This window comes from Pseudomonas sp. 7SR1 (assembly GCF_900156465.1).
Lineage (GTDB): Bacteria > Pseudomonadota > Gammaproteobacteria > Pseudomonadales > Pseudomonadaceae > Aquipseudomonas.
The window spans coordinates 4,029,585-4,056,094 of sequence record NZ_LT707064.1; the positions used below are offsets into that span (position 1 = coordinate 4,029,585).

At 63.6% G+C, this 26,510-nt stretch carries 23 protein-coding genes; 9 read left to right on the forward strand and 14 right to left on the reverse strand.

The features are described 5' to 3' along the window. Window positions 1-104 precede the first annotated feature (104 nt). On the reverse strand, window positions 105-1,106 hold the full coding sequence (locus tag BW992_RS18520) for an NADP-dependent oxidoreductase (protein WP_072396445.1): 1,002 nt from the start codon (window positions 1,104-1,106) through the stop codon (window positions 105-107). A gap of 104 nt (window positions 1,107-1,210) precedes the next feature. Continuing rightward, a complete protein-coding gene (locus BW992_RS18525; protein WP_072396447.1) occupies window positions 1,211-1,999 on the reverse strand; it encodes an SDR family NAD(P)-dependent oxidoreductase in 789 nt (262 codons plus the stop codon). A 266-nt stretch (window positions 2,000-2,265) separates the two neighbouring features. On the opposite strand from BW992_RS18525, the gene BW992_RS18535 reads away from it, so the two are divergent. The 3 genes from BW992_RS18535 to BW992_RS18545 all read left to right on the forward strand — a co-directional run bounded on the left by BW992_RS18535 (window position 2,266) and on the right by BW992_RS18545 (window position 3,659). Further along, complete coding sequence (locus BW992_RS18535) at window positions 2,266-2,880, forward strand: TetR/AcrR family transcriptional regulator (RefSeq protein WP_076406884.1); 615 nt, start codon at window positions 2,266-2,268, stop codon at window positions 2,878-2,880. Between the two features lie 72 nt (window positions 2,881-2,952). Next, a complete protein-coding gene (locus tag BW992_RS18540; protein ID WP_231991065.1) occupies window positions 2,953-3,234 on the forward strand; it encodes a hypothetical protein in 282 nt (93 codons plus the stop codon). Then, the gene (locus BW992_RS18545) at window positions 3,231-3,659 is read left to right on the forward strand and encodes a DUF2846 domain-containing protein (protein WP_072431491.1); all 429 of its coding nucleotides are present in this window, start codon (window positions 3,231-3,233) and stop codon (window positions 3,657-3,659) included. Before BW992_RS18540 ends, BW992_RS18545 begins: the two co-directional genes overlap by 4 nt. Before the next feature lie 166 nt (window positions 3,660-3,825). On the opposite strand, the gene BW992_RS18550 is transcribed toward BW992_RS18545, so the two are convergent. The 4 genes from BW992_RS18550 to xylA all read right to left on the reverse strand — a co-directional run bounded on the left by BW992_RS18550 (window position 3,826) and on the right by xylA (window position 9,115). Further along, entirely contained in the window at window positions 3,826-4,962 is a 1,137-nt protein-coding gene (locus BW992_RS18550; RefSeq protein WP_072396456.1) for a sugar ABC transporter permease, read from the reverse strand. Then, a complete protein-coding gene (gene xylG / locus BW992_RS18555; protein WP_072396458.1) occupies window positions 4,963-6,519 on the reverse strand; it encodes a D-xylose ABC transporter ATP-binding protein in 1,557 nt (518 codons plus the stop codon). It lies immediately after the preceding gene. A gap of 130 nt (window positions 6,520-6,649) precedes the next feature. Further along, window positions 6,650-7,651, reverse strand: coding sequence for a D-xylose ABC transporter substrate-binding protein (gene xylF / locus BW992_RS18560; protein WP_072396461.1), 1,002 nt, complete (start codon window positions 7,649-7,651; stop codon window positions 6,650-6,652). A gap of 147 nt (window positions 7,652-7,798) precedes the next feature. Further along, window positions 7,799-9,115: a xylose isomerase gene (gene xylA / locus BW992_RS18565; RefSeq protein ID WP_076406885.1), complete on the reverse strand. Its 1,317-nt coding sequence runs from the start codon at window positions 9,113-9,115 to the stop codon at window positions 7,799-7,801. A gap of 148 nt (window positions 9,116-9,263) precedes the next feature. On the opposite strand from xylA, the gene BW992_RS18570 reads away from it, so the two are divergent. Continuing rightward, on the forward strand, window positions 9,264-10,439 hold the full coding sequence (locus BW992_RS18570; RefSeq protein ID WP_072431493.1) for a XylR family transcriptional regulator: 1,176 nt from the start codon (window positions 9,264-9,266) through the stop codon (window positions 10,437-10,439). Window positions 10,440-10,469: 30 nt separating this feature from the next. Here the strand turns inward: BW992_RS18570 and BW992_RS18575 are convergent, their stop codons facing one another. The 6 genes from BW992_RS18575 to BW992_RS18600 all read right to left on the reverse strand — a co-directional run bounded on the left by BW992_RS18575 (window position 10,470) and on the right by BW992_RS18600 (window position 17,947). Further along, the gene (locus tag BW992_RS18575) at window positions 10,470-11,429 is read right to left on the reverse strand and encodes a DUF3829 domain-containing protein (protein WP_072396467.1); all 960 of its coding nucleotides are present in this window, start codon (window positions 11,427-11,429) and stop codon (window positions 10,470-10,472) included. Then, on the reverse strand, window positions 11,426-13,084 hold the full coding sequence (locus BW992_RS18580; protein WP_076406886.1) for a J domain-containing protein: 1,659 nt from the start codon (window positions 13,082-13,084) through the stop codon (window positions 11,426-11,428). The genes BW992_RS18575 and BW992_RS18580 overlap by 4 nt, the downstream gene beginning before the upstream one ends. After that, window positions 13,081-14,787, reverse strand: a complete 1,707-nt coding sequence (locus tag BW992_RS18585) for a molecular chaperone HscC (protein WP_072396471.1) — start codon at window positions 14,785-14,787, stop codon at window positions 13,081-13,083. Before BW992_RS18585 ends, BW992_RS18580 begins: the two co-directional genes overlap by 4 nt. Before the next feature lie 293 nt (window positions 14,788-15,080). Beyond that, on the reverse strand, window positions 15,081-15,815 hold the full coding sequence (locus tag BW992_RS18590; protein ID WP_072396473.1) for a substrate-binding periplasmic protein: 735 nt from the start codon (window positions 15,813-15,815) through the stop codon (window positions 15,081-15,083). Between the two features lie 16 nt (window positions 15,816-15,831). After that, complete coding sequence (locus tag BW992_RS18595) at window positions 15,832-17,175, reverse strand: GGDEF domain-containing protein (RefSeq protein WP_072396475.1); 1,344 nt, start codon at window positions 17,173-17,175, stop codon at window positions 15,832-15,834. Between the two features lies 1 nt (window position 17,176). Beyond that, on the reverse strand, window positions 17,177-17,947 hold the full coding sequence (locus BW992_RS18600) for a substrate-binding periplasmic protein (protein WP_076406887.1): 771 nt from the start codon (window positions 17,945-17,947) through the stop codon (window positions 17,177-17,179). Between the two features lie 204 nt (window positions 17,948-18,151). Here BW992_RS18600 and treA point away from each other — a divergent pair, with 204 nt between their 5' ends. Together treA and BW992_RS18610 are read left to right on the forward strand one after the other, a co-directional pair. Beyond that, window positions 18,152-19,777 carry an alpha,alpha-trehalase TreA gene (gene treA, locus BW992_RS18605; protein WP_076407358.1) on the forward strand — a complete coding sequence of 542 codons (1,626 nt, stop codon included), beginning with the start codon at window positions 18,152-18,154 and terminating at the stop codon, window positions 19,775-19,777. Window positions 19,778-19,799: 22 nt separating this feature from the next. Beyond that, window positions 19,800-20,333, forward strand: a complete 534-nt coding sequence (locus tag BW992_RS18610) for a DUF488 domain-containing protein (protein ID WP_072396708.1) — start codon at window positions 19,800-19,802, stop codon at window positions 20,331-20,333. A gap of 22 nt (window positions 20,334-20,355) precedes the next feature. On the opposite strand, the gene BW992_RS18615 is transcribed toward BW992_RS18610, so the two are convergent. Beyond that, complete coding sequence (locus BW992_RS18615; protein WP_072431497.1) at window positions 20,356-21,291, reverse strand: DMT family transporter; 936 nt, start codon at window positions 21,289-21,291, stop codon at window positions 20,356-20,358. A 74-nt stretch (window positions 21,292-21,365) separates the two neighbouring features. On the opposite strand from BW992_RS18615, the gene BW992_RS18620 reads away from it, so the two are divergent. Continuing rightward, window positions 21,366-22,220, forward strand: a complete 855-nt coding sequence (locus BW992_RS18620; protein ID WP_072396482.1) for a LysR family transcriptional regulator — start codon at window positions 21,366-21,368, stop codon at window positions 22,218-22,220. Between the two features lie 28 nt (window positions 22,221-22,248). Here BW992_RS18620 and BW992_RS18625 read toward each other — a convergent pair whose 3' ends face one another. After that, window positions 22,249-23,964 (reverse strand): amidase, encoded by a 1,716-nt coding sequence (locus tag BW992_RS18625; protein ID WP_072431498.1) that lies wholly within the window; start codon window positions 23,962-23,964, stop codon window positions 22,249-22,251. A gap of 284 nt (window positions 23,965-24,248) precedes the next feature. Here BW992_RS18625 and BW992_RS18630 point away from each other — a divergent pair, with 284 nt between their 5' ends. Both BW992_RS18630 and arsJ read left to right on the forward strand, forming a co-directional pair. Beyond that, window positions 24,249-25,253 carry an ArsJ-associated glyceraldehyde-3-phosphate dehydrogenase gene (locus tag BW992_RS18630; protein WP_072396485.1) on the forward strand — a complete coding sequence of 335 codons (1,005 nt, stop codon included), beginning with the start codon at window positions 24,249-24,251 and terminating at the stop codon, window positions 25,251-25,253. Window positions 25,254-25,262: 9 nt separating this feature from the next. After that, window positions 25,263-26,480, forward strand: a complete 1,218-nt coding sequence (gene arsJ / locus BW992_RS18635; protein WP_076406888.1) for an organoarsenical effux MFS transporter ArsJ — start codon at window positions 25,263-25,265, stop codon at window positions 26,478-26,480. Window positions 26,481-26,510 lie beyond the last annotated feature (30 nt).

Genomic DNA, 26,510 nt, shown 5'->3' on the forward strand with positions numbered 1-26,510 from the left:
CGCACCGATCCATATGCCGGCCAGGATCGACGGGAGGCCAGTTTTAGTCTTGTGACCAATATTGTCAATGGTCACAAAGCTGAGAGACCAAGGCCATGGCGGTTTCATTTGAGCTGAACCACGACCTTGCCCTTGGCGCGGCCCTGCGCCAGGTATTGCAGTGCCTCTGTCGCGCGTTCGAAGGCAAAGACCTTGTCGATCACCGGACGAATGCGCTCCGACTCGAGCAATCCGCCGATCTCCTCGAGCTGAGCGCCATCGGGACGGACGAAAAGAAACGAATAGCTGACGCCCTTCTTTTTCGCCAGGCCCATGATGCGGCGGCTCATGAGGCCGAATACGAAGGCCAGGAAGAAATTGAGCCCGCGGGCGCGGGCGAATGCCTTGTCCAGGGGGCCGACGAGAGAAACGATCCTGCCTCCCGGCTTGAGTACCTCGAGGGACTTTTCAATCGTGTCGCCTCTGAGCGTGCCCAGGACACTGTCGTAGCCGCGCAGCACCGTCTCGAACGCTAGCTGTTTATAGTCCAGCACTTCGTCGGCCCCCAGGTCGCTGACCCATTGGACATTTGCCGTGCTGGTGGTGGTGGCCACCTTGGCGCCGAAGTGTTTGGCCAGCTGGATCGCAAAGCTGCCGATGCCACCCGAACCTGCGGGGATGAAGACGTTCTGCCCCGCCTGCAGATGGGCACGTTCCTTCAGGGCTTGCCATGAGGTGAGGCCGACCATGGGTATCGACGCTGCCTGGACGAAATCCAGGTTGGCCGGTTTGGGCGCCGCCACGTCCTGGGGTACCGCGGCCAATTCGGCCAGTGACCCGGTACCCCGGTCGAACAGGCTGGCGAAGATGGCGTCACCGACCTTGAAACGTGTCACGCGGCTGCCCACCTCCACGACGACCCCGGCCAGGTCGCTGCCGATGACGGCCGGTAGCTGGAGCTTGAGCACCGGCTTGAACAGGCCGGTCATGATCATGTTGTCGATGGGGTTCAAGGCGGCGGCATGAACCTCGACCAACAGTTCGTCCGGCTTGAGCGTGGGGCGTGGGACTTCGGCAAACCCGATGTCGGGCGATCTGCCGTAGCGTTTGAAGGTGAGTGCTTTCATTCCTTTATCCTGGTCGGGGCAGGTTGGGCTTGGCGGGGCTTCGATGCGACGATGCGGCGACGACAGGACTGTCGCCACCGCACGGTATCCACATCGGCAGAACCTCAGGCTTGAGGCTGGTAGCGCTCGGCCGCGTGGGCCTGGCGGATGTCCGACATGAGTCCCTGGCGCGCGCCATCCAGGGCGTCCCAGCGTTCGGCGACATGCAGGGGGGGAATGGTGACCCGTTCGCGACGATCGAAGCCGACCAGGGCCGCATCCACCAGTTCACCCACCTCCATCACTTGCGCAAGGATGTTGATGTCGATGCCGGCGCGTTCCCAGATCTCCGTGCGAGTCGATGCCGGTAGCACCGCCTGCACATAGACACCCTTGGACGACAGTTCATGGTCCAGCCCCTGGGAGAGGAACAGCACGAAGGCCTTGGTGGCGCCATAGACCGACATGCCGAACTCGGGCGCAAAACCCACCACCGAGCCGATGTTCACGATCGCGCCGCTGCCAGCCTGCGCAAAGCGCGGGGCGACTGCGCAGGCCAGCCGGGTCAGAGCGGTGACGTTGAGAGTGATCAGGCGTTCGATGGCGTCGGAAGACTGCTGCACGAAGCCGCCTGACTGGGCCATGCCGGCGTTGTTGATCAGCACGCCGATGCGAGCGTCATCGCGCAGACGAGTCTCAAGCGCGGCCAGGTCGGCGGATTCGGTCAAGTCCGCTTGCAGCACCTCGACGGCGACACCGTGGTCCGCCCGCAGGCGTTGCGCCAGGGTGTCCAGGCGGGCCTTGTCGCGTGCGGCCAGCACCAGGTCGTGGCCGCGGCGGGCGAAACGTTCTGCGTAAGTCGCGCCGATGCCGGTGGAAGCGCCGGTGATGAAGACGGTTGGAAGCGTGGTCATGAGTCTTTCCTTTACGGGAGAGTCGGTCAGGCAGGGAGGGCTCGCCTCAGCCGGCGAGGGTTGGGTAATCGGTGTAGCCCGCGGCGCCGCCGCCATAAAGCGTGGCCGGGTTCGAAAAGCGTTTTTCCGGACATTCCTTTCAGATTCCAGGATGGGGAAAGGCTTTATGATTACGATCATAATCTAAATTGTCAAATCTTTGATGATGATCGACATCAATGTATAGTGAGGCTTCCCCAGCAGGCAGATATCCACCTGGATGCGTTATGAAAGTCTCTAAAGCACAGGCACAGGCCAACCGGGCGCGGGTTGTCGAGACGGCGTCCACGCTGTTTCGTGAACGCGGCTACGACGGCGTTGGCGTCGCTGACCTGATGGCGGCGGCCGGCTTTACCCACGGCGGTTTCTACAAGCAATTCAACTCCAAGGCCGACCTGATGGCGGAGTCGGCGGCCTGCGGTATCGCACAGACCGTTGCGCTGAGCGACGGCATCAACATCCAGGATTTCGTTCGGTATTACCTGTCGCGCCAGCATCGCGACGCCCGTGCCACCGGTTGCACCATGGCGGCGCTGGGCGGGGATGCCGCGCGTCAACCAGAGGCTGTCCGGGCCACCTTCGCGGCGGGCATCGAAAGCCTGTTGGACGCGCTCAGCCATGAGGCAGGGGAGTCGAGCGAAGCTGACCCCGCGCAGGTGCGAGCCGAGTCCCTCAGCACGCTGGCGCATGTCATCGGCGCAATGGTCATGTCGCGAGCCTGTCCGGACGATTCGCCGCTGGCCGACGAAATCCTGAGTGTGTGCCGCGACCGCCTCCTTGCCTCACCGAGCCCGTCCGAAGAGGCGGGGCAAGACGGTGACCCTGGGGTTGGCCCGCTATGAACCCGAAGGGTTGAGCTTGCAAGGCTTGATAAAGTGGTGAGTGGCGCCTTGGTGGGTCAGTGGTGGCATGGAATGCATTTTTCGGATGGCGGCGAGCAGGGGCGTCATCGGGAAATACGCGGTCAGGCCGTTCCGCAGCGTTGTGAGTACCGTCTCACTTACACCGCCATTCGATCCTGGGGCGTTTCTCCCTATCTATCCGATGCCAGTGCCCGGCTCTTCAAGGGCGGGCAGCAGATCGGTTTTGGGCATTATCATCTGACAGGCCAAGGCGGTCTCGATCCAACCAAGGTCGCTCCGCTCGAGCAGAAGATGGCGCTGGTAATCAACCAACTATTAGGTCAAGACCAATGAGTTCATTCAAAAGTATCGCGGCCCTGTTGCTCATGCTCGTCTTGGCCGGCTGCGCTCACACCAGCTCCAATCAGCCCTATTTCGAACCGCCGCCACTGCCACCAGGCAAGGCATTGGTGTACCTGATGCGGACTCAGGTCCTGCAAGGCAGTTTTTATGACAGCGTGTTCAGCATCGACGACAGTGCCGTGGTGGGACTCAATAACAAGACCTATTCCTGGGTACAGGTGAGTCCGGGCCTGTACAAGGTATCGGCGGGGCCGCGTCCGCATCCCAGGAACGTATTCCTGAACCTGCCGGTCGAGTCGGGCAAAGAGTACTTCATAGAATATACGCAGGAATATGCGGCCGAGATGATCCGGGTACGCGATCCCAAGGAAGGGAAGGCCATGGTGAAAGGGTATTTCTATATCCCGGCCAAATAGAGGCTCCTTGAATCATGTTGAGCTAACTGAACGGGCGACTTTGGGGCGCCCGTTTTCGTGATTCAACTGCCTGCACGAGCCTGCGTCTTCCTTGCGCCGTCCGCACCCTTGATCCCAGGTCGATGCCGTTGCGGTGCCGATCGAGCCGATCAACGTCACTGCGAACTCAACGCCGCCCCACCCGCGTACTCACATCCACCCACACCGCCAGCACCAGGATGCTGCCCTTGACGATCATCTGCCAGTAGCTGTCGACATCGAGCATGGACATGCCGTTGTCCAGGCTGGTGATGACCAGCGCGCCGAGCAGGGCTCCGTAGACGGTGCCGGAGCCGCCGCGCATGGAGGTGCCACCGATGAAGCAGGCGGCGATGGCGTCGAGTTCGCCCATGTTGCCGGCCGAGGGCGAGCCCGCCGCCAGGCGCGCGGTGTTGACCACGCCGGCGAGGGCGCACATCACCCCCATGATGCCGAAGATCCACAGCTTCACTGCCTGCACATTGATGCCGGACAGGCGCGTGGCTTCCATGTTGCTGCCCACCGAGTAGACCCGGCGACCGAATACGGTCTGGCTGGTGACGTAGCTGAACACCCCCAGCAGAATCAGCAAAAGCAGTACCGGCACAGGAATGCCGTCGTAGCTGTTCAGGGTGTAGACGAACCCGGCCAGCACCACGCCGATCAGCACCACGCGCAGCACGTCACGCACCCGTGAATGGGCGGCCAGGCCATGGAGGGCGCGGTTGCGGCGTTGTTTCCAGGTCAGGAACAGCGTCAGGGCGAACAGCAGCACACCCAGGCCCGTGCCTACGGTGTGGGGCAGATATCCCTGGCCGACGTAGACCAGTTCCGGCGACACCGGGGCGATGGTGGTGCCGCCGGTGACGCCCAGCAGAATGCCGCGAAAGGCCAGCATGCCGCCCAGGCCGACGATGAACGAGGGGATGCGCAGGTAGGCCGTCATGTAGCCGTTGCCCAGGCCGATCATCAGGCCGCACAAGGCGACCAGGCTCAGGTTCGCCAGCAGCGGGATGTGATAGACCACGTCCAGGATCGCCGCCAGTCCTCCCAGCAAGCCGAGCAACGAGCCCACCGACAGGTCGATCTCGCCACTGATGATCACCAGCACCATGCCGCAGGCGAGGATTCCGGTGATGGACATCTGCCGCAGCAGGTTGGACAGGTTGCGCGGGGTCAGGAACCCGCCATCGGTCTGCCAGCTGAAAAACAGCCAGATGACCGCCACGGCGATCACCAGCGCGAGCATTTTGTAGCGGCTGAAAAGTTGTTTGACCTGATTCATCTACGCAGACTTCCGATCGTTATTGTCATGGCCATCGGGATGGCTGAGCGCAGCGGCGAGCACCTGTTCCTGGGTCAGGCCCTGGTTGATGAAATCCCCCCGCAATTGGCCGTCGCCGATTACCAGCACGCGGTCGGAAACCCCCAGCACTTCGGCCAGTTCCGACGACACCATGATGATCGACACGCCTTCGGCCGCCAGGGCGCCCATCAGTTTGTAGATCTCGTACTTGGCGCCGACGTCCACGCCCCGGGTGGGCTCGTCGAGAATCAGCACGCGGGGTCTGGTCAGGAGCATCTTCGCCAGCACGGCCTTCTGCTGGTTGCCGCCGGATAGGCTGGTGATCGGCAGGAACGGGCTGGCGGTCTTGAGATGCATGCGCGAGATCTCCCTGTCGATGCAGCCCAGCTCCGCTTCGGCGTCGATGCGGGTCATCTTCGAATAGTTCTCCAGCACGGCCAGGGTGATGTTCTGGCCAACGCCCAGGTCCGGGATGATGCCCTGGCGCTTGCGGTCCTCGGGGACCATGCACAGGCCGGCGCGGATCGATTTCAGGGGCGTGCGCGTGTCGATCGGCTTGCCGTCCAGCCAGACTTCGCCTTCGTAGCGCCCGGGGTAGGCGCCGAACAGCGCCGACACCAGTTCCGTGCGGCCGGCCCCCACCAGGCCTGCGATGCCAAGGATCTCCCCGCGCTTGAGCACGAAGGAGATGTTGTCGACCCGCTTGCGCCTGGGGTTGTCGACGTCGTAGCAGGTGACGTGGCGAGCCTCGAATATCACGTCGCCGATGTCATGGGGTTCGGTGGGGTAGAGGTTGTTCATTTCCCGTCCCACCATCTGGGCGATGATGCTGGGGATGTCCATGTCCGCCATTGCGGTAGTGGCGATGTGTTTGCCATCGCGGATCACCGAAATGGTGTCGCAGACGGCTGCGACTTCATCGAGCTTGTGGGAGATGTAGACGCAAGCGACGCCCTTGGCCTTGAGGCCACGGATGATGTCCAGCAACACTTCGATTTCCGAGCGGGTCAGGGCCGATGACGGTTCGTCGAGGATCAGCAGGCGCGCCTGTTTGTTCAGGGCCTTGGCGATTTCCACCAGTTGCTGGTAGCCGCCGCCATACTGGGAGACGGGCAGCGAGACGTTCATGTCCGGCACCTTGAGTTCGCGCATCAGGGCTTCGGCGCGGTGGATCATCGCCGGGTAGTTCATGCGTCCGCCGGGCAGCGTCAGCTCATGGCCCATGAAGATGTTCTCGGCCACCGACAGGTCGGGCACCAGGGTCAGTTCCTGGTGGATGATGACGATGCCGGCGGCTTCGGTCTCGCTGATCGATTGGGCCTTGAGCGGCTGGCCATCCCAGAGGATTTCGCCGTCCCAGGTGCCATGGGGATAGACCGCCGACAGGACCTTCATCAACGTGGATTTGCCGGCACCGTTCTCGCCGCACAGGCCGACGCATTCGCCGGGCCTGACCTTGATATCGATACCGTTCAGCGCTTTGACACCGCCGAAAGTCTTGACGATGCCATTCATTTGCAACAGGTAGTCGGACATGGTGAAGGCTCGTGAAAAAGGGCTCACACAGACGCAGGGGGCAAGAATTTCTGGTGTCAGTCAGGCCCCTGTGGGAGCGAGCAAGCTCGCTTCCACAGGGACTTTGCTTAACCCGGGATGTGCATCCAGGTCACTGCCCGGCGATCTGCGCCTTGGTATAGAACCCGTCCTTTTCCAGCAGGTCGATGTTGTCCTTGGTCAGCGGCGTTGGCGTGAGCAGGATGGTGTCGACTTTCTTGCTGCCGTTGTCGTATTGCGAACTGAAGTTGGGTTTCTCGTTGCGTGCCAGTTGCACCGAGAGCTTGGCGGCTTCGGAGGCGATCAGCTTCAGGGGCTTGTAGACGGTCATGGTCTGGGTGCCGTCGATCACCCGCTTGACCGCCGCCAGGTCGGCGTCCTGCCCGGAGATCGGCACCTTGCCAGCCAGCTTCTGCGCGGCCAGGGCCTGGATGGCGCCGCCGGCGGTGGCGTCGTTGGAAGCGACGATGCCATCGATCCTGTTGTTGTTCCGGGTCAGGGCGTTTTCAACGATGCTCAGGGCTTCGGTGGGGTTCCATTCCTTGACCCATTGCTGGCCGACTATCTTGATGTCGCCCTTGTCGATGGCCGGTTGCAGCACCTTCATCTGGCCCTCGCGCAGGACCTTGGCGTTGTTGTCGGTGGGCGCGCCGCCGAGCAGGAAGTAGTTGCCCTTGGGGGCCGCTTTCAGCACGCCGCTGGCCTGCATCTCTCCGACCTTTTCGTTATCGAAGGAAATGTAGGCGTCGATATCGGCGTTGAGGATCAGCCGGTCATAGGACACCACCTTGATCCCGGCCTTCTTGGCCTCGGCGACGGCGTTGGTCAGCACGGTGGCGTTGAACGGCACGATGACGATCACATCGACGCCACGGGAGATGAGGTTTTCGATCTGTGAAATCTGCTTCTGCTCGTTGGCATCGGCCGACTGTACATAGACCTTGGCATCGAGTTTTTCCGCTGCGGCGACGAAGTAGTCCCGGTCCCGCGACCAGCGTTCCAGGCGCAGGTCATCGATGGAGAAACCGATCTTCGGGTGGGTGGCGTCGGCCATGACCGGAAGCGACAGCAGGGCCAGGGCGCCGGCGAGCAAGGTGCGTTTGACTGTTTTCATGGGTGCGTCCTTTTATTGTTTTTTGAAAGACACTGCCTGACGGTGAACGTGGTGCCGGTAGAACTGTAGAGAGTCTCGGGGCGCGGCGAGCGGAGATTTGTCGCGAGAATGTAACAGCCTCGCGGCGCCCGTCGGCTCTCCTGGCCGTCAGGGATAGATGAACCGATTGACCAGGTTTTCGAGCATCTCCTGGCGACCGCTGACCGCCTGCGGGTTCAGTTCGTGGGCAAATGCATGTTCGGCCAGGGCGGCGAGGCTGAATTCCCCCGCCAGCACCGCTTGCCCGAAAGGTTGCTGCCAGCCGGCATAGCGCTGGTCCTTGAACTGCTGGAGCCGATCGTTGCGCACCATGGCCGCTGCACGCTCCAGGGACACGGCGAGCACGTCCATGGCGGTGACGTGGCCATGGAACAGGTCGAGTTCGTCCACGCTCTGGCGACGCACCTTGGCGTCGAAGTTGAAGCCGCCATTGCCGAAGCCACCGGCCTTGAGGATCTCGTAGATCGCCAGGGTCATTTCCTCGACGCTGTTGGGGAACTGGTCGGTGTCCCAGCCGTTCTGCGGATCGCCCCGGTTGGCATCGATGCTGCCGAATATTCCCAGTGAAACGGCCGTGGCGATCTCGTGATGGAAGCTGTGGCCGGCCAGGGTCGCATGGTTGGCCTCGATGTTGACCTTGATTTCCTTCTCAAGGCCGAACTGCTGCAAGAAGCCGAAGACCGTGGCGCTGTCGTAGTCGTATTGATGCTTGGTCGGTTCCTGGGGCTTGGGTTCGATCAGCAGGTCGCCCTTGAAACCGATCCTGTGCTTGTGCTCCACCACCATGGCCATGAACCGGCCCAGTTGCTCGCGCTCGCGCTTCAGGTCGGTGTTGAGCAGGGTTTCATAACCCTCGCGACCGCCCCACAGGACGTAGTTTTCGCCCTTGAGACGCTGGGTGGCGTTCATCGCGCTGCACACCTGGGCGGCGGCACAGGCGAACACTTCCGGGTCCGGGTTGGTGGCGGCGCCCGCGGCGAAACGCGGGTTGCTGAAGCAATTGGCCGTGCCCCACAACAGCTTGACCCCGGTCTGCTCCTGGTGGCGTTCCAAGTGGTCGATCATCTGTGCGAAGTGGTTGCGATAGTCCTTCAACGAGTTGCCTTCCGCAGCGACATCGGTGTCGTGGAAGCAGTAGTAGTCGACACCCAGCTTGGAGAAGAATTCGAAGGCCGCCTCGGCCTTGCCGATGGCCACTGCCATGGGGTCCCCGGGCTGGTGCCAAGGGCGCTTGAAGGTGCCGGCGCCGAATACGTCAGAACCGGGCCAGACAAAGGAGTGCCAATAGCAGACCGCCATGCGCAGGTGCTCGCGCATGGGCTTGCCGAGCACGAGTTTGTTGGCGTCGTAGTGGCGAAAGGCAAGGGGCGAGTCGCTGGCAGGCCCTTCGTAGCGAATCTTGTCGACAACGGGAAAGTAGGGCATTTGCAGGTTTCCTTGTTGTTCTTGGCGGTGTCCCGATACTAGCAACGGCCCGCCGGCCGCTGATTATGAAAATCACCAATGCATGGTTCGATTTTGAGTACTAGTCTGTGGCAACCGCCTCGACGTCGACCGGCCCAGGACCACAACAATGAAAACCGTCCCTCCCGTCCACCGCATTGCACTGCTTTTCAACGGCAGCAAGATCTACGACCGCGGCATCATCAGCGGCATCGGCAATTACCTGAGCAGCACCCGCGCGTCCTGGGACCTGTTCCTGGAAGAGGATTTCCTCTGTCGCTTGAAAGGCATCGAGCGCTGGCAGGGCGACGGGATCATCGCCGACTTCGACGACCCACTGATCGGCGAGGCGTTGGCCGGGATCCGCCTGCCCGTGGTGGCGGTGGGGGGCTCCTATGAGGATGAGCGTGCCTATCCCAAGGGCATTCCCTATGTCGCCACGGATAATTTTGCGTTGATGAAGCTGGCCTACGAGCATCTGATCGAGGCCGGACTGACACGCTTTGCCTGTTTCAGCCTGCCCGTGGCGCAAGCCAATCGCTGGGCGCAGGAGCGTGAAAGAGCCTTTCGCTCGCTGCTGCAGCGCGACGGCTTGCATGTGGAGGTATATCGCGGCATGGGCACCAGCGCGCCGCTCTGGGACAGCGCGGTGGAACAGCAGATCGCCTGGCTGCAAAGCCTGCCCAAACCCATCGGTATCATTGCCGTCAGCGATGCGCGGGCACGGCAGTTGCTGCAAGCCTGCCTGACCGCTGGCATCGCTGTGCCGGAACAGGTGGCGCTGATCGGCATCGATAACGACCCGCTGACCCGCAGCCTGACCCGGGTGCCCCTCAGCTCGGTCATTCAAGGCACCGAGACCATGGGCCGCACTGCCGCGCGCCTGCTCCACCAGATGTTGCACGGCATGCCCTCCACGGGCACTCAGGTGTTGATCCCGCCGGATGCGATCAATGTCCAGGCGTCGAGCCTGCATCAACCCCTGGGCAACCCTTACGTCATGCAGGCCTTGCTGTTTATCCGCCAATACGCCTGCCAGGGCATCAAGACTGCCCAGGTGGCGGCCTATGTCGGTGTGTCCCGCTCATCCCTGGAAGCGCATTTTCGCAAGGTGCGCGGATGCAGCGTGCACGACGAAATCCTGCGCTTCAAACTGGCCGCCGCTGCCAGCGGACTGGAGAAAACCGATTCGCCGATTGCCGACATCGCCCGTCAGTGCGGCTTCAAGTCGGCGCAATACCTGCACACGGTGTTTCGTCGGGAGTTCGGCTGCACACCGCGCGAGTATCAGCAAGGCGCAACGTGACGATGGCTCGTTCCACCGTGCAGAAGCTCATCAATACTGGCGCACGACCACGGCGTTGTAGCGCCGTTGCAACTCGTCGTAACCTGCCCGTGCAGCGGCGAGGTCCTGGTTCAGTTGCGCGGCGTCCGCCCCGGCGGCCCAGTGCTGTTGCAGGCGTTCGAGGTACGTCAACCATTCCCAGGCCTGCGAGCTGATGACGCTCCACACGGGCAGGTTGCCATCTGCCGAGCGCAAGCGGGGCAGTGCCTGGATGAAGGTCTCTGCGTCCGCCCAACGGGTCATCAATGACTGATGCAGGTCGAGCAACTGACGGGGCGTCAGCGCCGCGCCGGTGGTCATGGCATCGAGGGCATCCATGGTCTGGCGGGCATCGATCATGAAGCGCAGCGTATACCAATGCTGGTCATGCCCCAGGCGTTGCTCGATGGAGGCCAGTTGCTGCTGTCGCGCCTCCAGTTGCGGCTGCTCGAACGCCTGGCGCAAAGGGATCGCCCGGGTGCGTGCTTCTTGCAGGCGCGCGCTCAGGGCTTGTTCAAGCCGGGCCAGTTCGAGGGGATCCCGATCCATCGGCCGCTGCGCCAGCCAGCGCTCGACGGCCTCGGCGTCCGGACGCAGTTGGTCGTAGGCCGTGACGTAGTTTCTGGCTAGCGCTTGCAGGCCTTCCGGTGTTCCTGCGCCGAGCCATCGGTAACAGGGCGATGGCGGTGCATCGTTGCCGGGGACGATTTCACCGGAGCCCATGCCGAAGCCGGCAAAGAAATGTCGGTAGGCATCGTGCTGCGTCGATGAAGCGACCAGGTCACGGTATTCGGCGTAGCGTCGCTCCAGGAGCTCCGCGCCATTCAACAGGCAGGTGTTGATCTGCTGCACTTGCTGCCAGCGCGAGCGGGTCTGCGGGTCGATGTGCTTGCGAGGGTCCAGCTGCAGCACCAGCCAGGTCAGGCCCAGCAGTGCAATCACAGCAATCGCGAAGGCTCGATTACTGATCATGGCTTTCCTGCCTGGGAGGACGTGGGTACATGCCACTGCTGCGCGGACAATTCGGTCGGGCAGGGCGTCGAGGTGGATTGGCGTGCGGCGCAGGTTCGCTGTGGCCAGGCCTGGAGCCCCTCGTTCGGGGCGAGCGGCGCATTGCCCGCGAGGGTATTGCCCAGCAGGAGCAGCGGGATGAGGATGCCCAGCGAGAGGCCGACAAGGACATCGTCCGGCAAGCGCTCATAGACTCGGGAATACAGGGCGGCGGCGCGTTTGGTCAGATTGCCTCGGCTCAGGATCGCCAGCGTGGCGAGGATGCCGAAGTAGGCAACCGCTCCGGCAAGTCCACCCGCCAGGTAGATGACGCCGCCCAGCAGTCCGACCCAGAGGCTTTCGCGTATCGGCAGCGGGGTGGGGCGTCGCAGGCTCAGCCAGCGCCCGTAGCGGTCATGGAGCCATTGATCGAGGCGCCATGCCCGGCTCAGGGTCTTGCATGCCGCGTTGAGCCCCCATGCAGCGGCGCCGAGAAACAGCGCGCGCAGGAACATGTCGATGACGCTGATGTAGAACGTCCCGCCGAGGCGATACTCCAGCAGCCAGCTCATGCTGGCCGAAGCGCCGACGATGGCCAGGGGCACCGCCATGGCCGGCGGCCGACGACGCAGCGCGCGCCAGTTGTCCGGGGCCAACTGCGGCATCTGGTACAGCAACTGCGGATAGCGAAGCTGCACGGTGCGATACAACGCCTCGCAGGCATCCCAGTCGGCGGCGCTGAAGGTGATGCTCAGGCGCACCCGGGCGTCTTCGTCGAGGGTGCCGAACAGCATGCGCGCTGCCTGGGATTCGCTGCTGTCATAGAACTGGGTGAGGCGGGTCTGTTCCTGCACGAACATGGCACAGTCGCTGCGAGCCAGCAGTTGGCTCCACCAGGGCTCGGGGCAGGCGTTATGATGACCGCTGCGGGTCCAGCCCTGTTGCGTGCAAATGCTTTCGAACAGCCTCTGCGACCAGTTCGGCGACTGTAGCAGCACCAGGGCCAGGCTCTGGTTCAGCCACTGGCGCGCATCCAGGGTTTGCAGCCAGGGGCTTGCGGCCAGCTTGCGGGCCAGTTCGAGGAATCGCCCGCTATCCTGCCGGGCCTCGGTCAGGCGCGACGAGGCCTGCTCCATGAGGGTGTTGCGCAGGTGTTCGAGGGTGGTTCGCGGCAAGCCTTCATGTTGCCAAGGGGTGAGCCAGTGCAATTGCTCGATGGCCGCCTCGGCCAGTTCGTAGCGGTCGTCTGGCAGGCAGCGCAGCAGCAGGCCTTGTTCGAACGCCGCTTCGCATCCAAGCAGGCGTGCCTGGGCCACGCGGTCGGCGAGGTTGGTCGCGCTGATTCCTTCCAGGCATTGCGCCGCCAGGCCTTCGGCCGGGCAAGCCCCGTCATCCGTCTGCCGAGGGGACGGTTGTTGCACCCGAGGCGACTCGATGGGCTCGGGCAGCGAGGTGTCGGCGGGCTCCTCACGCTGCCAATCGGCCCATGCCATCGCCTGCTCATAAGCCTCGCGCAGTCGCTGGAAGCCCTCGGGGTCTTCGTCGGGCCGGTGTCGCTTGAGCAGGCTGGCATACTGGCGCTTGATGCTGCGCTTGTCGGCATCCTCCGGCAGATCCAGGACCACCCAGCAACTCATCGCCAGACGTCCCGTTCCAAGGTGTCGAGCTGTTCGGAAATCTGCATTCGCAGGGCGCGGATGTCGTGCAGTTCCTGGGTTTCGAGCACCTGGGCAAAACGCGTGGCCAGGTCGTCGACCCGCTGGCGAAGGTCACCGCGGCTTTCCTGGTAGAGGCGTTCGAGGCGGGCGATCAGCACGGTATTGGGCTGCTCGTCACGCGGATGGACCTTCAGCGCCGCCAGCGCTTCGAGCCGACGGGCGATGTCGGCTTCGTCCAGCAGGCCGGTGTTGTTGGTGATCACCAGTTTGTGCCGCTCCCCGGTCTGGACGGTCTGCGCATCGGCTTCCAGCAGGCCGTTGGTGTCGTAGGTGAAGCGCACGTCGATGCTCACCTCACCGGCGGGCATGGGGGGCACGGGGATTTCCAGCTCGCCGAGCAGGATGTTTTCGCTGACCTGGCGGCTCTCGCCCTGGTAGACCTTCAGCAGAACCATCTTCTGCTGGTCGCGCAGGGTCACCACGCGTTTGACCCGGCTCACGGGGACCACGCAATTGCGTTCGATGATCGGCAGGTAATGGCCCGACTCGAGCTTGCCACCGTAGTCGACCGATATCTCGATGCCCATGGAGTAGGGGCAGACATCCGTGAGCACCACTTCTTCGAGCGCCGCGTCACGGCTTTTCAGGCCCGCTTGCACGGCGGCGCCGAGCGCCACGGCTTCGTCGGGGTTGAGTTGGATCGACGGAAAGCGGCCGAACAGGCTGGCGACCAGTTTTCGCACCAGGGGCATGCGGGTGGTGCCGCCCACCAGCAGCACCTCGTCCAGCTCGCTGGCGCGGATCCGGGCATCGCGCAGGGCCGTTTCGATGGGGGCGCGCAGCCGGGCGAACAGCGGCGCATAGAGCCCGGCCATTTCCGCCTGGGTGTATGGCTGATGCCACTCGCGGTCGCCCTGGCGCACCGAGAACGTGGCGCTGGGCTCATGCCCGAGGGCCCTGCGCACCCGTTCGGCTTCCCGATGCAGGCGACTGAACAGTTGCGCATCGCCAAGGGGGACAGGGCCGGCAGCCGATTTGCCCTGGGCGCTCACGAAGGCCTGGAGCAGCAGCGTGTCGAAATCTTCCCCGCCAAGGTAGTTGTCGCCGGCGCTGGCCCGGACTTCCATCACGCCTTCGAACAGCTCCAGGATGGACACGTCGAAGGTCCCGCCGCCAAGGTCGAAGACCAGGAAGGTGCTGGCGTTGTCGCGTTGATGCAGGCCATAGGCGAGCGCCGCCGCCGTGGGTTCGTTGACCAGTCGCTCGACCTTGAAGCCGGCCAGTTCGCCGGCGATGCGCGTGGCTTTGCGCTGGGCGTCGTTGAAGTAGGCCGGGACGCTGATGACGGCTTCCTCCACCGGCTCGCCGAAGTGCCGTTCGGCATCCTCGCGCAGGCTGCGCAGCACCATGGCCGAAAGCTCCTCGGCGCGGAACTGACGATTGCCAAGGGCGGTGAGTCGGGCGCTGCCCATGTAGCGCTTGAAGAGAGCGGTGGTCACTTGCGGATGGGTCTGCAAGCGTTCCAGTGCCGCGCGACCGACCATCATCCGGCCTTCATCGTCCAGGCCCACCACACTGGGGGTCAGCCACTCGCCGAGGGCATTGGGCACCAGTTGCGCAGCGCCATCGCGCCATGCCGCAATCAGGCTATGGGTGGTGCCCAGGTCAATGCCGACAATCATGTCCGTTAAGCCTCCCTTACTTTTCGCGCCTTGGCGTTACCTGCGAGCCGGCCAGCCTAGCAGAGATGAATCCACTTGATCGGGAAAACCGTCGGATTTCATGCAGCACAATCCATCGCCGAGCTGCCCGTGGGCGAGTCCCGTCGCCGGCTGGGAAGCCCTTCACAGGGCCCTTTTCAGGCTCGGCCTGATACGAAAAAAAGCCTGGGCAGTGCCCATTGTCAGTCGGGCAACGGCGCTTGCTCGGCGCTTTCACGCCGCATCATCGAGTCTCAAGGCTTTCCGGACAGAGCCTAGCGTTCTTCCCGCATGATCCGCGCCACTTCTCCCGCAGCCTCCAATTGCTCGAAGGCCTGTCGCGCCCTGGCGACGATCTCGTCCGGCGTGCTCAGGCTGAAGGCCATGGACACCCGGGCGGGGCGGTCGTCGATCGAAAACACCTCTTGCAGGATGGCGAAATCCACATGCTCGTCTTCGCAGATCACTCGCGCAGCCTTCTCGGGCATCGGGATCAGCTGGACTTGATGGTTGAGCAGTTTCTGAAAGTTGTCGCGACGATCGCCCGAGACCACCAGCCGGGTGAAGCCTGCCTGCTGCAGCAGCAGTTGCTTGGAGTCGTTACGCACCACGCCCACGCTGTAGCGCTTGGCATCCTCGAGGCTGGCCAGGACGATGTCGTGGCGCTCGCGCAGCTTGTAGAGCTTGATCGTGACTCGCTCCAGCTCCCCGACCCATTTGAACAGCGATTCACGCAAGGGGGTACGATCCATGGGATAGATCAGCACGTTGGGCTCGTGCAGGGCTTTCTCGTAGGCCCGGGCCCAGGGATACAGCAGGATGCGGTGATCGGTCAGGCCGGCCTTGTTCAGGGTTTCCTCGACGACGCGGGTGCCCGGCCCGACCAGCTTGCCTTCGCGGGGGTATGCGTAGAGTGAATCCTCGGTGACCACTTCGATCCCCGCACCACGGCTTTCCAGGCAGGCCAGGGCCAGCAACAACGACAGGCAGAGCGGCAGACGACGGTGCATATAGGCCTCACGGGTGTCAGAAGGCGACGCAATTGCGTCCCTGGTGTTTGGCTCGGTACAACGCCTGGTCGGCGCATTGCAGCAACAGGTCGAAGTGATTCATGGTGCGAGGATCCAGTTCGGCCACACCGATGCTCAGGGTGACGAAGGGCGACACCGTCGAGCCGCTGTGGGGCAATTGGCGTTCGGCCAGGTGCGCGCGGACCCGTTGGGCCGCCTCGTAAGCCTGGCTGGCGTCGACGTTGGGCAGTACCACGACGAACTCTTCGCCGCCAACCCGGGCGGTCAGTTCCCCCGAGCGCCCGAAGACACTGCGCAGGGTTTCGGCGATCTGCTGCAGACACTCGTCGCCCTTGATATGGCCGTAGGTGTCGTTGTAGGTCTTGAAGAAATCTACATCGCACATCAGCACCGCCAGCGGCGTGCCGTGGCGCAGCGCGCGGCGAAATTCGATTTCCTTCAGTTCGTCGAAGTAGCGGCGGTTGGGCAGTCCCGTCAATGCGTCGTGGCGTGACAACGCTTCGAGGGACTGGTTGGCTGCCTTCAGTTCCGCGGTACGTGCCTCGACCAGCTCGGCCAACTGGTCGCGGCTGGCTGCCATGGCCAGTTCATCCAGGCGCTGGCGTTCCAGGTGGGCGTGGAGGTTGTCCTGCAATTCATTGACCTGGGACTCCAGCAGGCTCAACTCGTCCTGGCGCCGTACCGAGCGCTGCAGCTTGAAGTGCCGTTTGAGGGTATCGGGCGTGAGCTGGCCCAGGTGCCGGGCGATATGGACCACATGCACGGTCACCAGGCGATTGAACATGGTCATGACCAAGCCGGCCAGCAGCAGCGACTGGACAAGCTGGGTGATGACGATGCTGCGGGCCTCGCCCCAGAGGCGCTCCCACAACAGGTTGCTGTCGCCTTCGATGATCAGCTCGCCGACTTTTTCGTTCGCCCCGGCATAGGGCTGCGCGACGAGCTCGCGACGCAACACAGGCGCAGGCCCCGGGGCCACGTTGGCGTATCGGTTGAGTTCGATGATTTCAGGGGGCTGGCCGGGACGTGGGATAGTGAGCAGCAATCGGCCCACCGGCGCGGCCTTCGCGACGCTGGCCAGTTGCTTGCCCAGCGATTCGCGATCCATTTCCCAGATGGCATGGGCCAGCGTGTTCTGGAACACCTGGTCGATCAGTACCAGTTCGGAGTTCATTTCCGCCAGGTTGTTTTCCCACGCCAGCCAGGTCCGCAAGGTGACCATCGCCAGGGTGAAAAGCAGGCAGAACAGCAGCGTCGCCAGTACCAGCCGACGGCCTAGCGAGCTGAATGCCTTGATACGTGGCTGTTTCGCGGACGATGTCTCTGAATTGCGCGCCATGTCACAGCCATTTGCGCAAGATGGCATCGTAGACGCCGTTGCGCTGGATCGCCTCCAGGCCCGCGCGGAATTTCTCCACCGTCTCGGCCGGTGTCTTGCGGCTGAACGCCATGCTCAGGCCTTCCTCGCTGCTGAGGTCGGGAATCGGCAGCGAACGAATCAGCACCTTGGCCGGGTCCTCGCCATTCTGGCGGGCCAGGTATTGTGCGTTGAGCTCGTTGGAAATCCACATTTCCACGTGATCGACCTTGAGCTTGCGGTAGTTATGCTCGTACTTGGTACTCGACTGCAGTTGCTCGCCAATGCGGAATCCCTTCGCGATGAGGTATTGCTCGCCGACGTCCTGGTTGACGGTGGCGATCTGGTAATGACGGGCATCGTCCAGGGAACTGAGCTTCACCGGCCGCTCGGCCAGCGAATACAGGAACCAGCGGGTCGGTGCAATGGCGCCCACCCAGTGGAACAGCGGCTCGCGGGCCGGCGTGCGGGAGATGGAATAGATCAGGACATTGCCTTCGTTGAGCGCCAGCTCGTAGGCCCGTGCCCAGGGCATGACATGGATTGGCGCCTCCACGCCGATTTCCTTGAGCACCGCCTGGACCACCTCGGTGCTCATGCCGGTCACCCGGCCATCCTGGGTCATGTTGTAGGGCGGCAGCTCCTCCGTGACGATACGCAGCGGAGCCTCTGCCGCGGCGTTCGGCGAGAGTGCGCCGACGGCCATGAGCATCAGGACGCCAAGCATCAGTAAACGGTTAAGCGGCAAGACCATCGATGATTACCTATACGACCAGCAGAGCCCGGCAAGGCTTGGAGTCCTTCTACTCGATTGTTATCGGCTGGGCGGGCGCCTGCTTGAGGGCCACCTGTCAAAGCGCGACCGCCATTCGACCCTCCCCACGTTCCTTTAAATGAACCGTGCCCGCAAGAGCCCTGTCATTCGTTGGGTCAGGAACGACAACTCATGGAGCCGCCGATGCGACCTTTGCCCTTTACCAGCCTTTGCTTCACTGCCGTGCTCTGCGCGGCCTGCTCAAGCCAACCCGCTGCGACCTGGAGCTACATGGATGCCCGGGATCGCGTCACCCAGACGCCCGACCAGGCCTATCCCGAACTGTTCGAGGCAGTGCAGCGTGGCGCGATCTTCACCGACCAGAAGCACTTCGTGGACGCACTGCCCAAGCGTGATCCGGCGACGATCCGCGCCGATTACCTGGCCCGTCGCGACGCCGCCGGCTTCGACCTGAAGGCTTTCGTCGAGGACAACTTCATCGAGTCTGGCGAAGCCCTGAGCCCGGCGCCCAAGCCCGGGGCGCCCATCAAGGAACACATCGACAAGCTCTGGCCGGTGCTCAGCCGAACGTATCGGCAAGTGCCGCCATACAGCAGCCTGCTGCCCTTGCCGGAACCCTATGTGGTCCCGGGCGGGCGCTTTCGCGAGATGTACTACTGGGACTCCTACTTCACCATGCTGGGGTTGGAACAAAGTGGCGACAAGGCCCAGGTTCGCCACATGACCGACAACTTTGCCTACATGATCGACACCTATGGCCACATTCCCAATGGCAACCGTACCTACTACCTGAGCCGGTCACAGCCGCCGTTCTTTGCCTACATGGTGGAGTTGCAGGCCCATATCGAAGGAAGCCAGGCCTATGGCCGATACCTTCCTCAACTGCAAAAGGAATATGCGTACTGGATGCAGGACAGCCAGACGCTCAAGCCCGGCACGGCCGCCCGCCATGTGGTCAAGCTCGCCGACGGCAGTGTGCTCAATCGCTACTGGGACGCCAGCCCGACGCCACGCCAGGAATCCTGGCTGCAGGACGTCAAGACCGCCGCACAAGCGCCCGACAGGCCTCGGGTAGAGGTGTGGCGCGACTTGCGGGCGGGCGCCGAAAGCGGCTGGGATTTCAGTTCCCGCTGGCTGGGCGACGGCAAGGACCTGGCCAGCATCCGCACCACCTCCATCGTGCCGGTGGACCTGAACAGTCTGCTCTACCACCTGGAACGCACCATCGCCAAGGCCTGTGAAACCACGCGAAACGCACCGTGCGTCCAGGCCTATGGCCAGCGCGCCGAGCAGCGCCAGCGAGCCATCGAAAAACACCTGTGGAATGAAGCGGCGGGTTACTACGTGGACTACGACTGGCAGGAAAACCGTCAGCGGCCGGACCTCACTGCCGCGACACTGTTCCCCCTGTACACGGGCCTGGCTGGCGCCGAGCGCGGCCATCGTACCGGGGAGGCCGTGCGCAAGGGGCTGTTGCGTCCCGGCGGCATCGCCACGACCCAGGTCGACAATGGGCAGCAGTGGGACGAGCCCAATGGTTGGGCACCGCTGCAATGGGTGGCGGTGCAAGGGCTGGACCGTTACCGGCAGACCGCGCTGGCCGGGCAGATCGGCCAGCGATTCCTGCAGCAGGTCCGCAAGCTCTATGACGCCGAAGACAAACTGGTGGAAAAATACGACGTGTCGGGAGCCGGGCAGGGTGGCGGCGGAGGTGAATACGAGCTGCAGGACGGCTTCGGTTGGACCAATGGCGTGACGTTGAAACTGCTGGAGAAATATGGCGAAAATACCGGAGCCGGCGCCCGGTGATCGCACGAGTCGAGGGCCGTCCATGAGCCAAGTCGTCTACACCATCGGTCATTCGACCCGGACCCTCGAGCAATTCGTCGAGATGCTCGAAGGCTTCCAGGTCGATACGCTTGTCGATGTCAGGACGGTTCCCCGCTCACGGACGAACCCCCACTACAACCTCGATACGCTGCCCGGACAGCTGGCGGGGTACGGCCTGCGCCATGAGCGGATCCTGGCGCTTGGAGGCCTGCGGAAGAAATCCAGGACCATCCCCGAGCAAACCAATGGGTTCTGGGACAACCGCAGCTTTCATAACTACGCGGACTACGCGCTGTCGGAGGCGTTCGAGGAGGGGCTCCAGCGCCTCCTGGCACTCAGTGAAAACCACTGCTGCGCCATCATGTGCGCCGAAGCGGTCTGGTGGCGATGTCATCGCAGGATCATCGCCGATTATCTGTTGGTCCGTGGCGTCGACGTCATTCACATCATGGACCGGAACAAGTCGAACAAAGCGGTATTGAATCCCGCTGCGCGGGTACAGGGGCTGAAACTGACGTATCCCGCGCCGGCGTAGCGCAGGTGCGTCAGGCGAGGCGTCACGACGTCCGCGTGGCGGCCTCCGTGCGCACCACCATCCAGATGCCCAGCCCTGAAGCCGCCAGGCCTGCTGCCATTTGCCACGACAGCGGCTCGTCGAACATGGCCCAGGCCCACAGCATCGTAATGGGAGGGCTGAGGTAAAGCAGGCTGGTGATCCGGGTGGCGGATGCGCGACGCAGGCACAGCCAATAGAGCCCATACCCTCCGATCGTCGACAACCCGGCTGTCCATGCCACGCTGAGGGCGAACCCGACGCTGGGGATCGGCGCCAGGCTGCCCTGCGTCCCCTCGAGGATGCCGAAGGCAAGCCCGGAGACCGCGCATTGCAGCCAGAGATTGGGCAGCAGGCCCAACTGCTCGCGAGGGGCCAGGGCCTTCTGCCACAGTGTCGCGATCGCCAGCGACAGCATGCCCAGCAACGGCAAGGCATATGCCCACGCAGGAGCATCGCCCCAGGTCATCGCGCTCTGGGTCACCAAGGCGACTCCGGCCAGTCCGACCATCAATCCGATCCAGATCGGCCAGGCCAGGCGCCGCCCGAGCACGCCAGCGCTCAACAGCGCCAGCCCTATCGGCAGCAGGTCGGCGAACAGCGCGGCAAGGCCGGCGGGCACGCCTAGGGCGATCCCCTGGGTGATACCGGCCAGGTACCCCGCCATGGCCAGCAGGCCGATGCCTGCGTTTTTCAGCAGCACCGCAACGGGTGCCTGTCGCAACGCCGGAAGGGCGAAGGGAAACAGCAGGAGCGTGACCAGTACGCAGCGCCAGAACACCACCAGCAGGGCCGGTGCGTAGTCCACCGAGAACCGCGCGCCGATGAATCCGGAGCTCCAGGCCAGCAGCAAGCCGGCCTCCAGGATCGGAAGTGGAATTGCCTGGCGCCAGTCAGGTCTGGGCAGGGCCTCGCAAGACATCGATTTATCAGGGTTCATGACCACAGGCTACGAAAGCGGCGTAATCTAATAAATCAAAATATCCTGCAGCAGTGATTCAGGAGGATTGAATCATGTCCGCCATTCTCGATATCGAGCTGATACGCACCTTCCATTGCGTCGCGCGAATCGGAAAGTTCAGCGCGGCGGCCGAGCAGCTCCACAAAAGCCCGGCGGCGGTAAGTGTGCACATCCAGCGCCTCGAGACGGTGGCCGGGGGGCGTTTGTTGAACCGTGACAACCAGTCCGTTTCCCTCACCGCACTGGGCAAGCGCCTGCTCCTGTCCACGAGTGAGCTGCTGAGTATCCATGACCGGGTGCTGGCGGATCTGCACGGTACCCACCTGGCCGGGCGCGTCACCTTCGGCGTACCGGACGAATACGCCGAGCATGTCATCCGCGACATCCTTCCGACTTTTTCCACCGCATGGCCCAACGTGGTGCTGGAGCTCAAGACGGCGCCAAGCTACGCGCTGCGGGACCAGGTGCTGCGTGGCAAGCTCCAGGCGGCGGTGATCGCCCAGCCGAAAGGCCAGCCCGGCCCTCAGGCGCAGGTCCTGGTGAGCACCACGCCGGTCTGGGTCGCGCCGGTCAACCTGGCGGCCAGCTCCCTGGACCCGCTTCCGCTGGCGGTGCATGCGCCGCAATGTCCCTATCGGCAAGCCATGATGCAGGGCCTCAGGCAAAGCGGCCGCAGGGTGCGCATCGTGCTGGAAAGTCCCTCCAACCAGGCCGTGAAGGCCTGCGTGGAGGCCGGGTTGGCCATCAGCCTGATCGACCGGGCGCGGGTGACGGCGCGCATGCAGATCCTCGACGACCTGGCGGTGATACCGGAGCATGAGGTGGTGTTCATGCGCTCCCAGGCGTCACACGCCGATGAGGCGGTGAGCCTGCTTTGCCGGACCTTGCAGCAGCACTTTCGACTGTAGCGGGAGCGGGGCGGACCCCGCTGCCTGTCTATTTGCCAACGGTCGACAGCGGTGGCGTGCGGGGCGGGATGCGTCGCTTGGAGCCCAGCGATTCGAATGCCGCGGCCAGGCGCAGCAACGTCGAGTCGTCATAGGCACGGCCGGCGAACGTCAGCCCGACGGGCATGCCGATGTCTGCCATGATGCCCATCGGCACGGTGACGGTGGGGACGCCCAGGTGCCGGATGGCGAGGTTGCCGTTGGCGACCCAGACGCCGTTGCTCCAGGCGATATCGGCAGACACCGGATTGACATCGGCATCCGCCGGCCCGACATCGGCGACGGTGGGGAAGATCACCGCGTCGAGCCCGAGCCGGTCCATCCAGTCCTCGAGGTCGATCCGGCGCGTTTCCTCGAGCCCCCGAAGACCGTCGGGCAGGGTGGGGATCTGGTCCCAGGGGGTGATACCGCGCTTGGCCATCTCCACGTACTTCTCCATGCCGGCGGCCAGGTCATCCTCCCGGTTGGGCAGGGTTCCCGGATCGTGCGGGAAGATCAGCGGGCCATCCACGTCGGCCAGGCGATTGAGGTTCGGATCATTGTTCGCCCGCAGGAAATCGTCGAACGCCCAGGCCGAAAGGTCCCACAGCTCGTGGTGCAGGAACTCCCTGGACACCAGGCCGCGGGTAAACACCGTCGGCGCACCAGGGCGATCACCCTCGCAGTTGGACACCAGCGGGAAGTCGACCTCGATGACTTCGGCGCCGCAGGCTTGCAGCGCCTGGCGGGCCTGCTCCCAGAGGTCGATCACCGAGGCCCGGGTGATGATGCGTTGCCCCGTCGGGCCACCGATGCCCGGGGCTTCGGCCGTGCCGGCCTCGGGATCGGCGTTGATGTACATGCGCGGCACACCGAAGCGGATGCCGGCAAGGGCACCGGCGTTGGCGGCAAGCCCGGGATAAGAGGCGGGGCGGACGGAGTCGACGCTCGGAAGGGGCACCCAGGGTTGCAGGCGCCACAGGTCGCCACGGGTATCCGGGTCCTCTGCCACCACCACATCCAACACTTCGAGGAGATCGGCCATGGTCCTGGCGTAGGGCACGACGACGTCCATCGTGGGCGTCAGCGGCCAGTTGCCACGGACCGAGATCACACCGCGAGAAGGGGTATAGGCGCACAAGCCGTTGTTCGAGGCCGGCCCGCGTCCGCTGGACCAGGTTTCTTCGGCCAGGCCGAAGGCCGCGAAACTGGCGGCGGTGGCAGTGCCTGCTCCGTTCGACGAGCCGGAGGCGAATGGGGCGGTGAGGTAGTCGGCGTTGTACGGGCTTTGCGCGCGACCGTACACGCCGCGTTGCATGCCGCCGTTCGCCATGGGCGGCATGTTGGTCTTGCCCAGGCAGATCGCCCCGGCGGCGCGAAGCCGTTCGATGGTGAACGCGTCCCGGCAGGCCATCAGGTTGGCGAACGCCGGGCTGCCGGAAGCGGCGGTGAGCCCTTTGACCAGGTAACTGTCCTTCGCCGTATAGGGAATGCCGTCCAGGGGGCCCAGCGCCTGGCCCTTGGCCCGACGGGCATCGGATGCCCGGGCCTCGGCGAGCGCCTCGGGATTTCGCACCACGACCGCATTGAGGGCGGTGGGCGTGTCGGGTCCATCGTAGGCATCGATCCTGGCAAGGTAGGCCTGGACCAGCTCGACCGCGGTCGTCTGGCCGGACTCGAGCGCGGCGCGCAGTTGGGCAATGGAAACTTCAGTGATTTCGATCATGCTGTTATCGCTGGAGATGACGTGAGAGGGTTCGTGGCCACTTCAGGCGTCTGGAAGTGGACCGTCGATTTCATGCCGTGCACTGTACTACGGGACGGCCGGTCGAGGGTCTGCAAAATTGCCCACCCGTGAAGCCAGGACCCGGCCGGCAGGCGCCGCAAGCCGGACGGCTGCTCGCAAACCGAAGGGGGAGCCCGCCCGCCGGCACAGGAATTTCGGCCCATGGCTTTCCTTTATATCTGTAAAAACATATATTCGTTTTTTCGCATATGGGGGCAGGCGTCATGACGATCAAAGTGGGTATCAACGGTTTCGGACGCATCGGTCGTCTCGCGCTGCGGGCTGCCTGGCACTGGCCGGAATTGGAGTTCGTGCAGATCAACGATCCGGCAGGTGACGCCGCCACCCATGCCCATCTGCTGAACTTCGACTCGGTGCATGGCCGTTGGCAGCGCCAGGCCGAGGCCCAGGGCGAGAGCATTGTCATCGACGGCAAGTCGATCAGGGTCACGGCCAACAAGGCGATCGCCGACACCGACTGGTCGGGTTGCGACCTGGTGATCGAGGCCAGCGGCAAGATGAAGACCGTGGCGGTGCTCCAGGCTTACCTCGATCAAGGCGTCAAGCGCGTGGTGGTCAGCGCCCCGGTGAAGGAAAAGGGCGCACTGAACATCGTCATGGGCGTCAACCATCACCTGTTCAAACCCGCCGAACACGCCATCGTCACGGCAGCGTCCTGCACCACCAATTGCCTGGCACCGGTGGTCAAGGTCATTCACGAGAAACTGGGCATCCGCCACGGTTCGATCACCACCATCCATGACCTGACCAACACCCAGAGCATCCTCGATCAACCCCACAAGGACCTGCGTCGCGCCCGTGCTTCGGGCATGAGCCTGATTCCCACCAGCACCGGCTCGGCCACGGCCATCGCGCAAATCTTTCCCGAGTTGCGTGGACGCCTGAACGGGCACGCCGTGCGCGTGCCGCTGGCCAATGCTTCGCTGACCGATTGCGTCTTCGAGGTCGAGCGAGCCACCACGGCCGAGGAAGTGAACCAGCTGTTCAAGGACGCTTGCGAGGGGGAGTTGAAAGACATCCTCGGCTACGAAGAGCGCCCCCTGGTGTCCATCGATTACCGTACCGATCCGCGTTCATCGATCATCGATGCGCTGTCGACCATGGTCGTCAACGGCACCCAGGTCAAGGTCTACGCCTGGTATGACAATGAATGGGGCTATGCCAATCGCACCGTCGAACTGGCCCGGATGGTCGGCCTGGCGGTCTGAGGAGCAGCCATGAAAACCCTGTCGGCCCCGGTGCGGCAATACCTGCTGGTGACGGGCAACTATTGGGCATTCACCCTCACCGATGGCGCCTTGCGCATGCTGGTGGTGCTGCATTTCCATGCGCTGGGCTACAGCCCGTTGCAGATTGCGGCGTTGTTTCTGTTCTATGAACTCTTCGGTGTCGTCACCAACCTGGTGGGAGGGTATCTCGGCGCTCGACTGGGTCTGAACCGGACCATGAACATCGGATTGGGCATGCAGGTCCTGGCATTGCTGATGCTGACGGTGCCATCGGCCTGGCTGACCGTGCACTGGGTGATGGGCGCCCAGGCCCTGTCCGGTATCGCCAAGGACTTGAACAAGATGAGCGCCAAGAGCGCTATCAAGCTGCTCGTTCCGGATGGGCAGCAAGGCAGGCTCTACACCTGGGTGGCCATCCTCACCGGTTCGAAAAATGCCCTCAAGGGGGTGGGCTTCTTTCTCGGCGGGGCCTTGCTGGCGTTGATCGGTTTCAAGGGCTCGCTGCTGGCGATGGCTGGCGTACTGGGGCTGATCTGGCTGGGTAGCCTGATCCTGCTGAAAAAGGACCTGGGCAAGGCCAGGGCCAAGCCCAGGTTTCGCGACCTGCTGTCCAAGAGCCGGGCGATCAACCTGTTGTCGGCGGCGCGGATGTTCCTGTTCGGTGCCCGCGACGTCTGGTTCGTAGTGGCCTTGCCGGTCTACCTGAGCAGCGTCCTGGGCTGGGACTTCTGGAAGGTGGGTGGGTTCCTCGCCGCCTGGGTGATCGGCTACGGCATCGTGCAATCCTTCGCCCCGTACATCACCGGCAGGAAACGGGGCCATGTGCCGGATGGCCGCACGGCGTTTCTCTGGGCCCTTGCCCTGGCGGGCCTGCCGGCGGCCATCGCGCTGGGGCTGGGCAGCGGGCCGTCCCAGGGGGTGCTGCTCGGCGGGCTCATGGCATTTGGTGTGCTGTTTGCCGTGAACTCGTCCCTGCACAGCTACCTGATCGTTTCCTACGCCAAGGAGGACGGCGTTTCGTTGGACGTGGGGTTCTACTACATGTCCAACGCCATGGGGCGGTTGATCGGAACGCTGCTTTCCGGCTGGGTGTACCAGGTGCATGGCCTGGAGGCGTGCCTGTGGATCTCCAGCCTGTTCGTGGTGGTGGCGGCCGTGGTGTCGGTAGGGTTGCTCCGGCATGCCGACCCGGCGGCCAGCGCCTGATCGCCTTCAGACTTCGTTAAGAAACGGCCT

Coding starts and splice junctions, on each gene's coding strand:
- BW992_RS18540 (WP_231991065.1), top strand. CDS start 2,953: ATGCATTTTTCGGATGGCGGCGAGCAGGGGCGTCATCGGGAAATACGC.
- BW992_RS18620 (WP_072396482.1), top strand. CDS start 21,366: ATGTCCGCCATTCTCGATATCGAGCTGATACGCACCTTCCATTGCGTC.
- BW992_RS18575 (WP_072396467.1), bottom strand. CDS start 11,429: ATGATCAGTAATCGAGCCTTCGCGATTGCTGTGATTGCACTGCTGGGC.
- BW992_RS18570 (WP_072431493.1), top strand. CDS start 9,264: ATGAAAACCGTCCCTCCCGTCCACCGCATTGCACTGCTTTTCAACGGC.
- BW992_RS18590 (WP_072396473.1), bottom strand. CDS start 15,815: ATGCACCGTCGTCTGCCGCTCTGCCTGTCGTTGTTGCTGGCCCTGGCC.
- treA (WP_076407358.1), top strand. CDS start 18,152: ATGCGACCTTTGCCCTTTACCAGCCTTTGCTTCACTGCCGTGCTCTGC.
- BW992_RS18550 (WP_072396456.1), bottom strand. CDS start 4,962: ATGAATCAGGTCAAACAACTTTTCAGCCGCTACAAAATGCTCGCGCTG.
- BW992_RS18580 (WP_076406886.1), bottom strand. CDS start 13,084: ATGAGTTGCTGGGTGGTCCTGGATCTGCCGGAGGATGCCGACAAGCGC.
- xylF (WP_072396461.1), bottom strand. CDS start 7,651: ATGAAAACAGTCAAACGCACCTTGCTCGCCGGCGCCCTGGCCCTGCTG.
- BW992_RS18520 (WP_072396445.1), bottom strand. CDS start 1,106: ATGAAAGCACTCACCTTCAAACGCTACGGCAGATCGCCCGACATCGGG.
- BW992_RS18595 (WP_072396475.1), bottom strand. CDS start 17,175: ATGGCGCGCAATTCAGAGACATCGTCCGCGAAACAGCCACGTATCAAG.
- xylG (WP_072396458.1), bottom strand. CDS start 6,519: ATGTCCGACTACCTGTTGCAAATGAATGGCATCGTCAAGACTTTCGGC.
- BW992_RS18545 (WP_072431491.1), top strand. CDS start 3,231: ATGAGTTCATTCAAAAGTATCGCGGCCCTGTTGCTCATGCTCGTCTTG.
- BW992_RS18600 (WP_076406887.1), bottom strand. CDS start 17,947: ATGGTCTTGCCGCTTAACCGTTTACTGATGCTTGGCGTCCTGATGCTC.
- BW992_RS18625 (WP_072431498.1), bottom strand. CDS start 23,964: ATGATCGAAATCACTGAAGTTTCCATTGCCCAACTGCGCGCCGCGCTC.
- BW992_RS18535 (WP_076406884.1), top strand. CDS start 2,266: ATGAAAGTCTCTAAAGCACAGGCACAGGCCAACCGGGCGCGGGTTGTC.
- BW992_RS18630 (WP_072396485.1), top strand. CDS start 24,249: ATGACGATCAAAGTGGGTATCAACGGTTTCGGACGCATCGGTCGTCTC.
- BW992_RS18610 (WP_072396708.1), top strand. CDS start 19,800: ATGAGCCAAGTCGTCTACACCATCGGTCATTCGACCCGGACCCTCGAG.
- xylA (WP_076406885.1), bottom strand. CDS start 9,115: ATGCCCTACTTTCCCGTTGTCGACAAGATTCGCTACGAAGGGCCTGCC.
- BW992_RS18585 (WP_072396471.1), bottom strand. CDS start 14,787: ATGATTGTCGGCATTGACCTGGGCACCACCCATAGCCTGATTGCGGCA.
- BW992_RS18615 (WP_072431497.1), bottom strand. CDS start 21,291: ATGAACCCTGATAAATCGATGTCTTGCGAGGCCCTGCCCAGACCTGAC.
- arsJ (WP_076406888.1), top strand. CDS start 25,263: ATGAAAACCCTGTCGGCCCCGGTGCGGCAATACCTGCTGGTGACGGGC.
- BW992_RS18525 (WP_072396447.1), bottom strand. CDS start 1,999: ATGACCACGCTTCCAACCGTCTTCATCACCGGCGCTTCCACCGGCATC.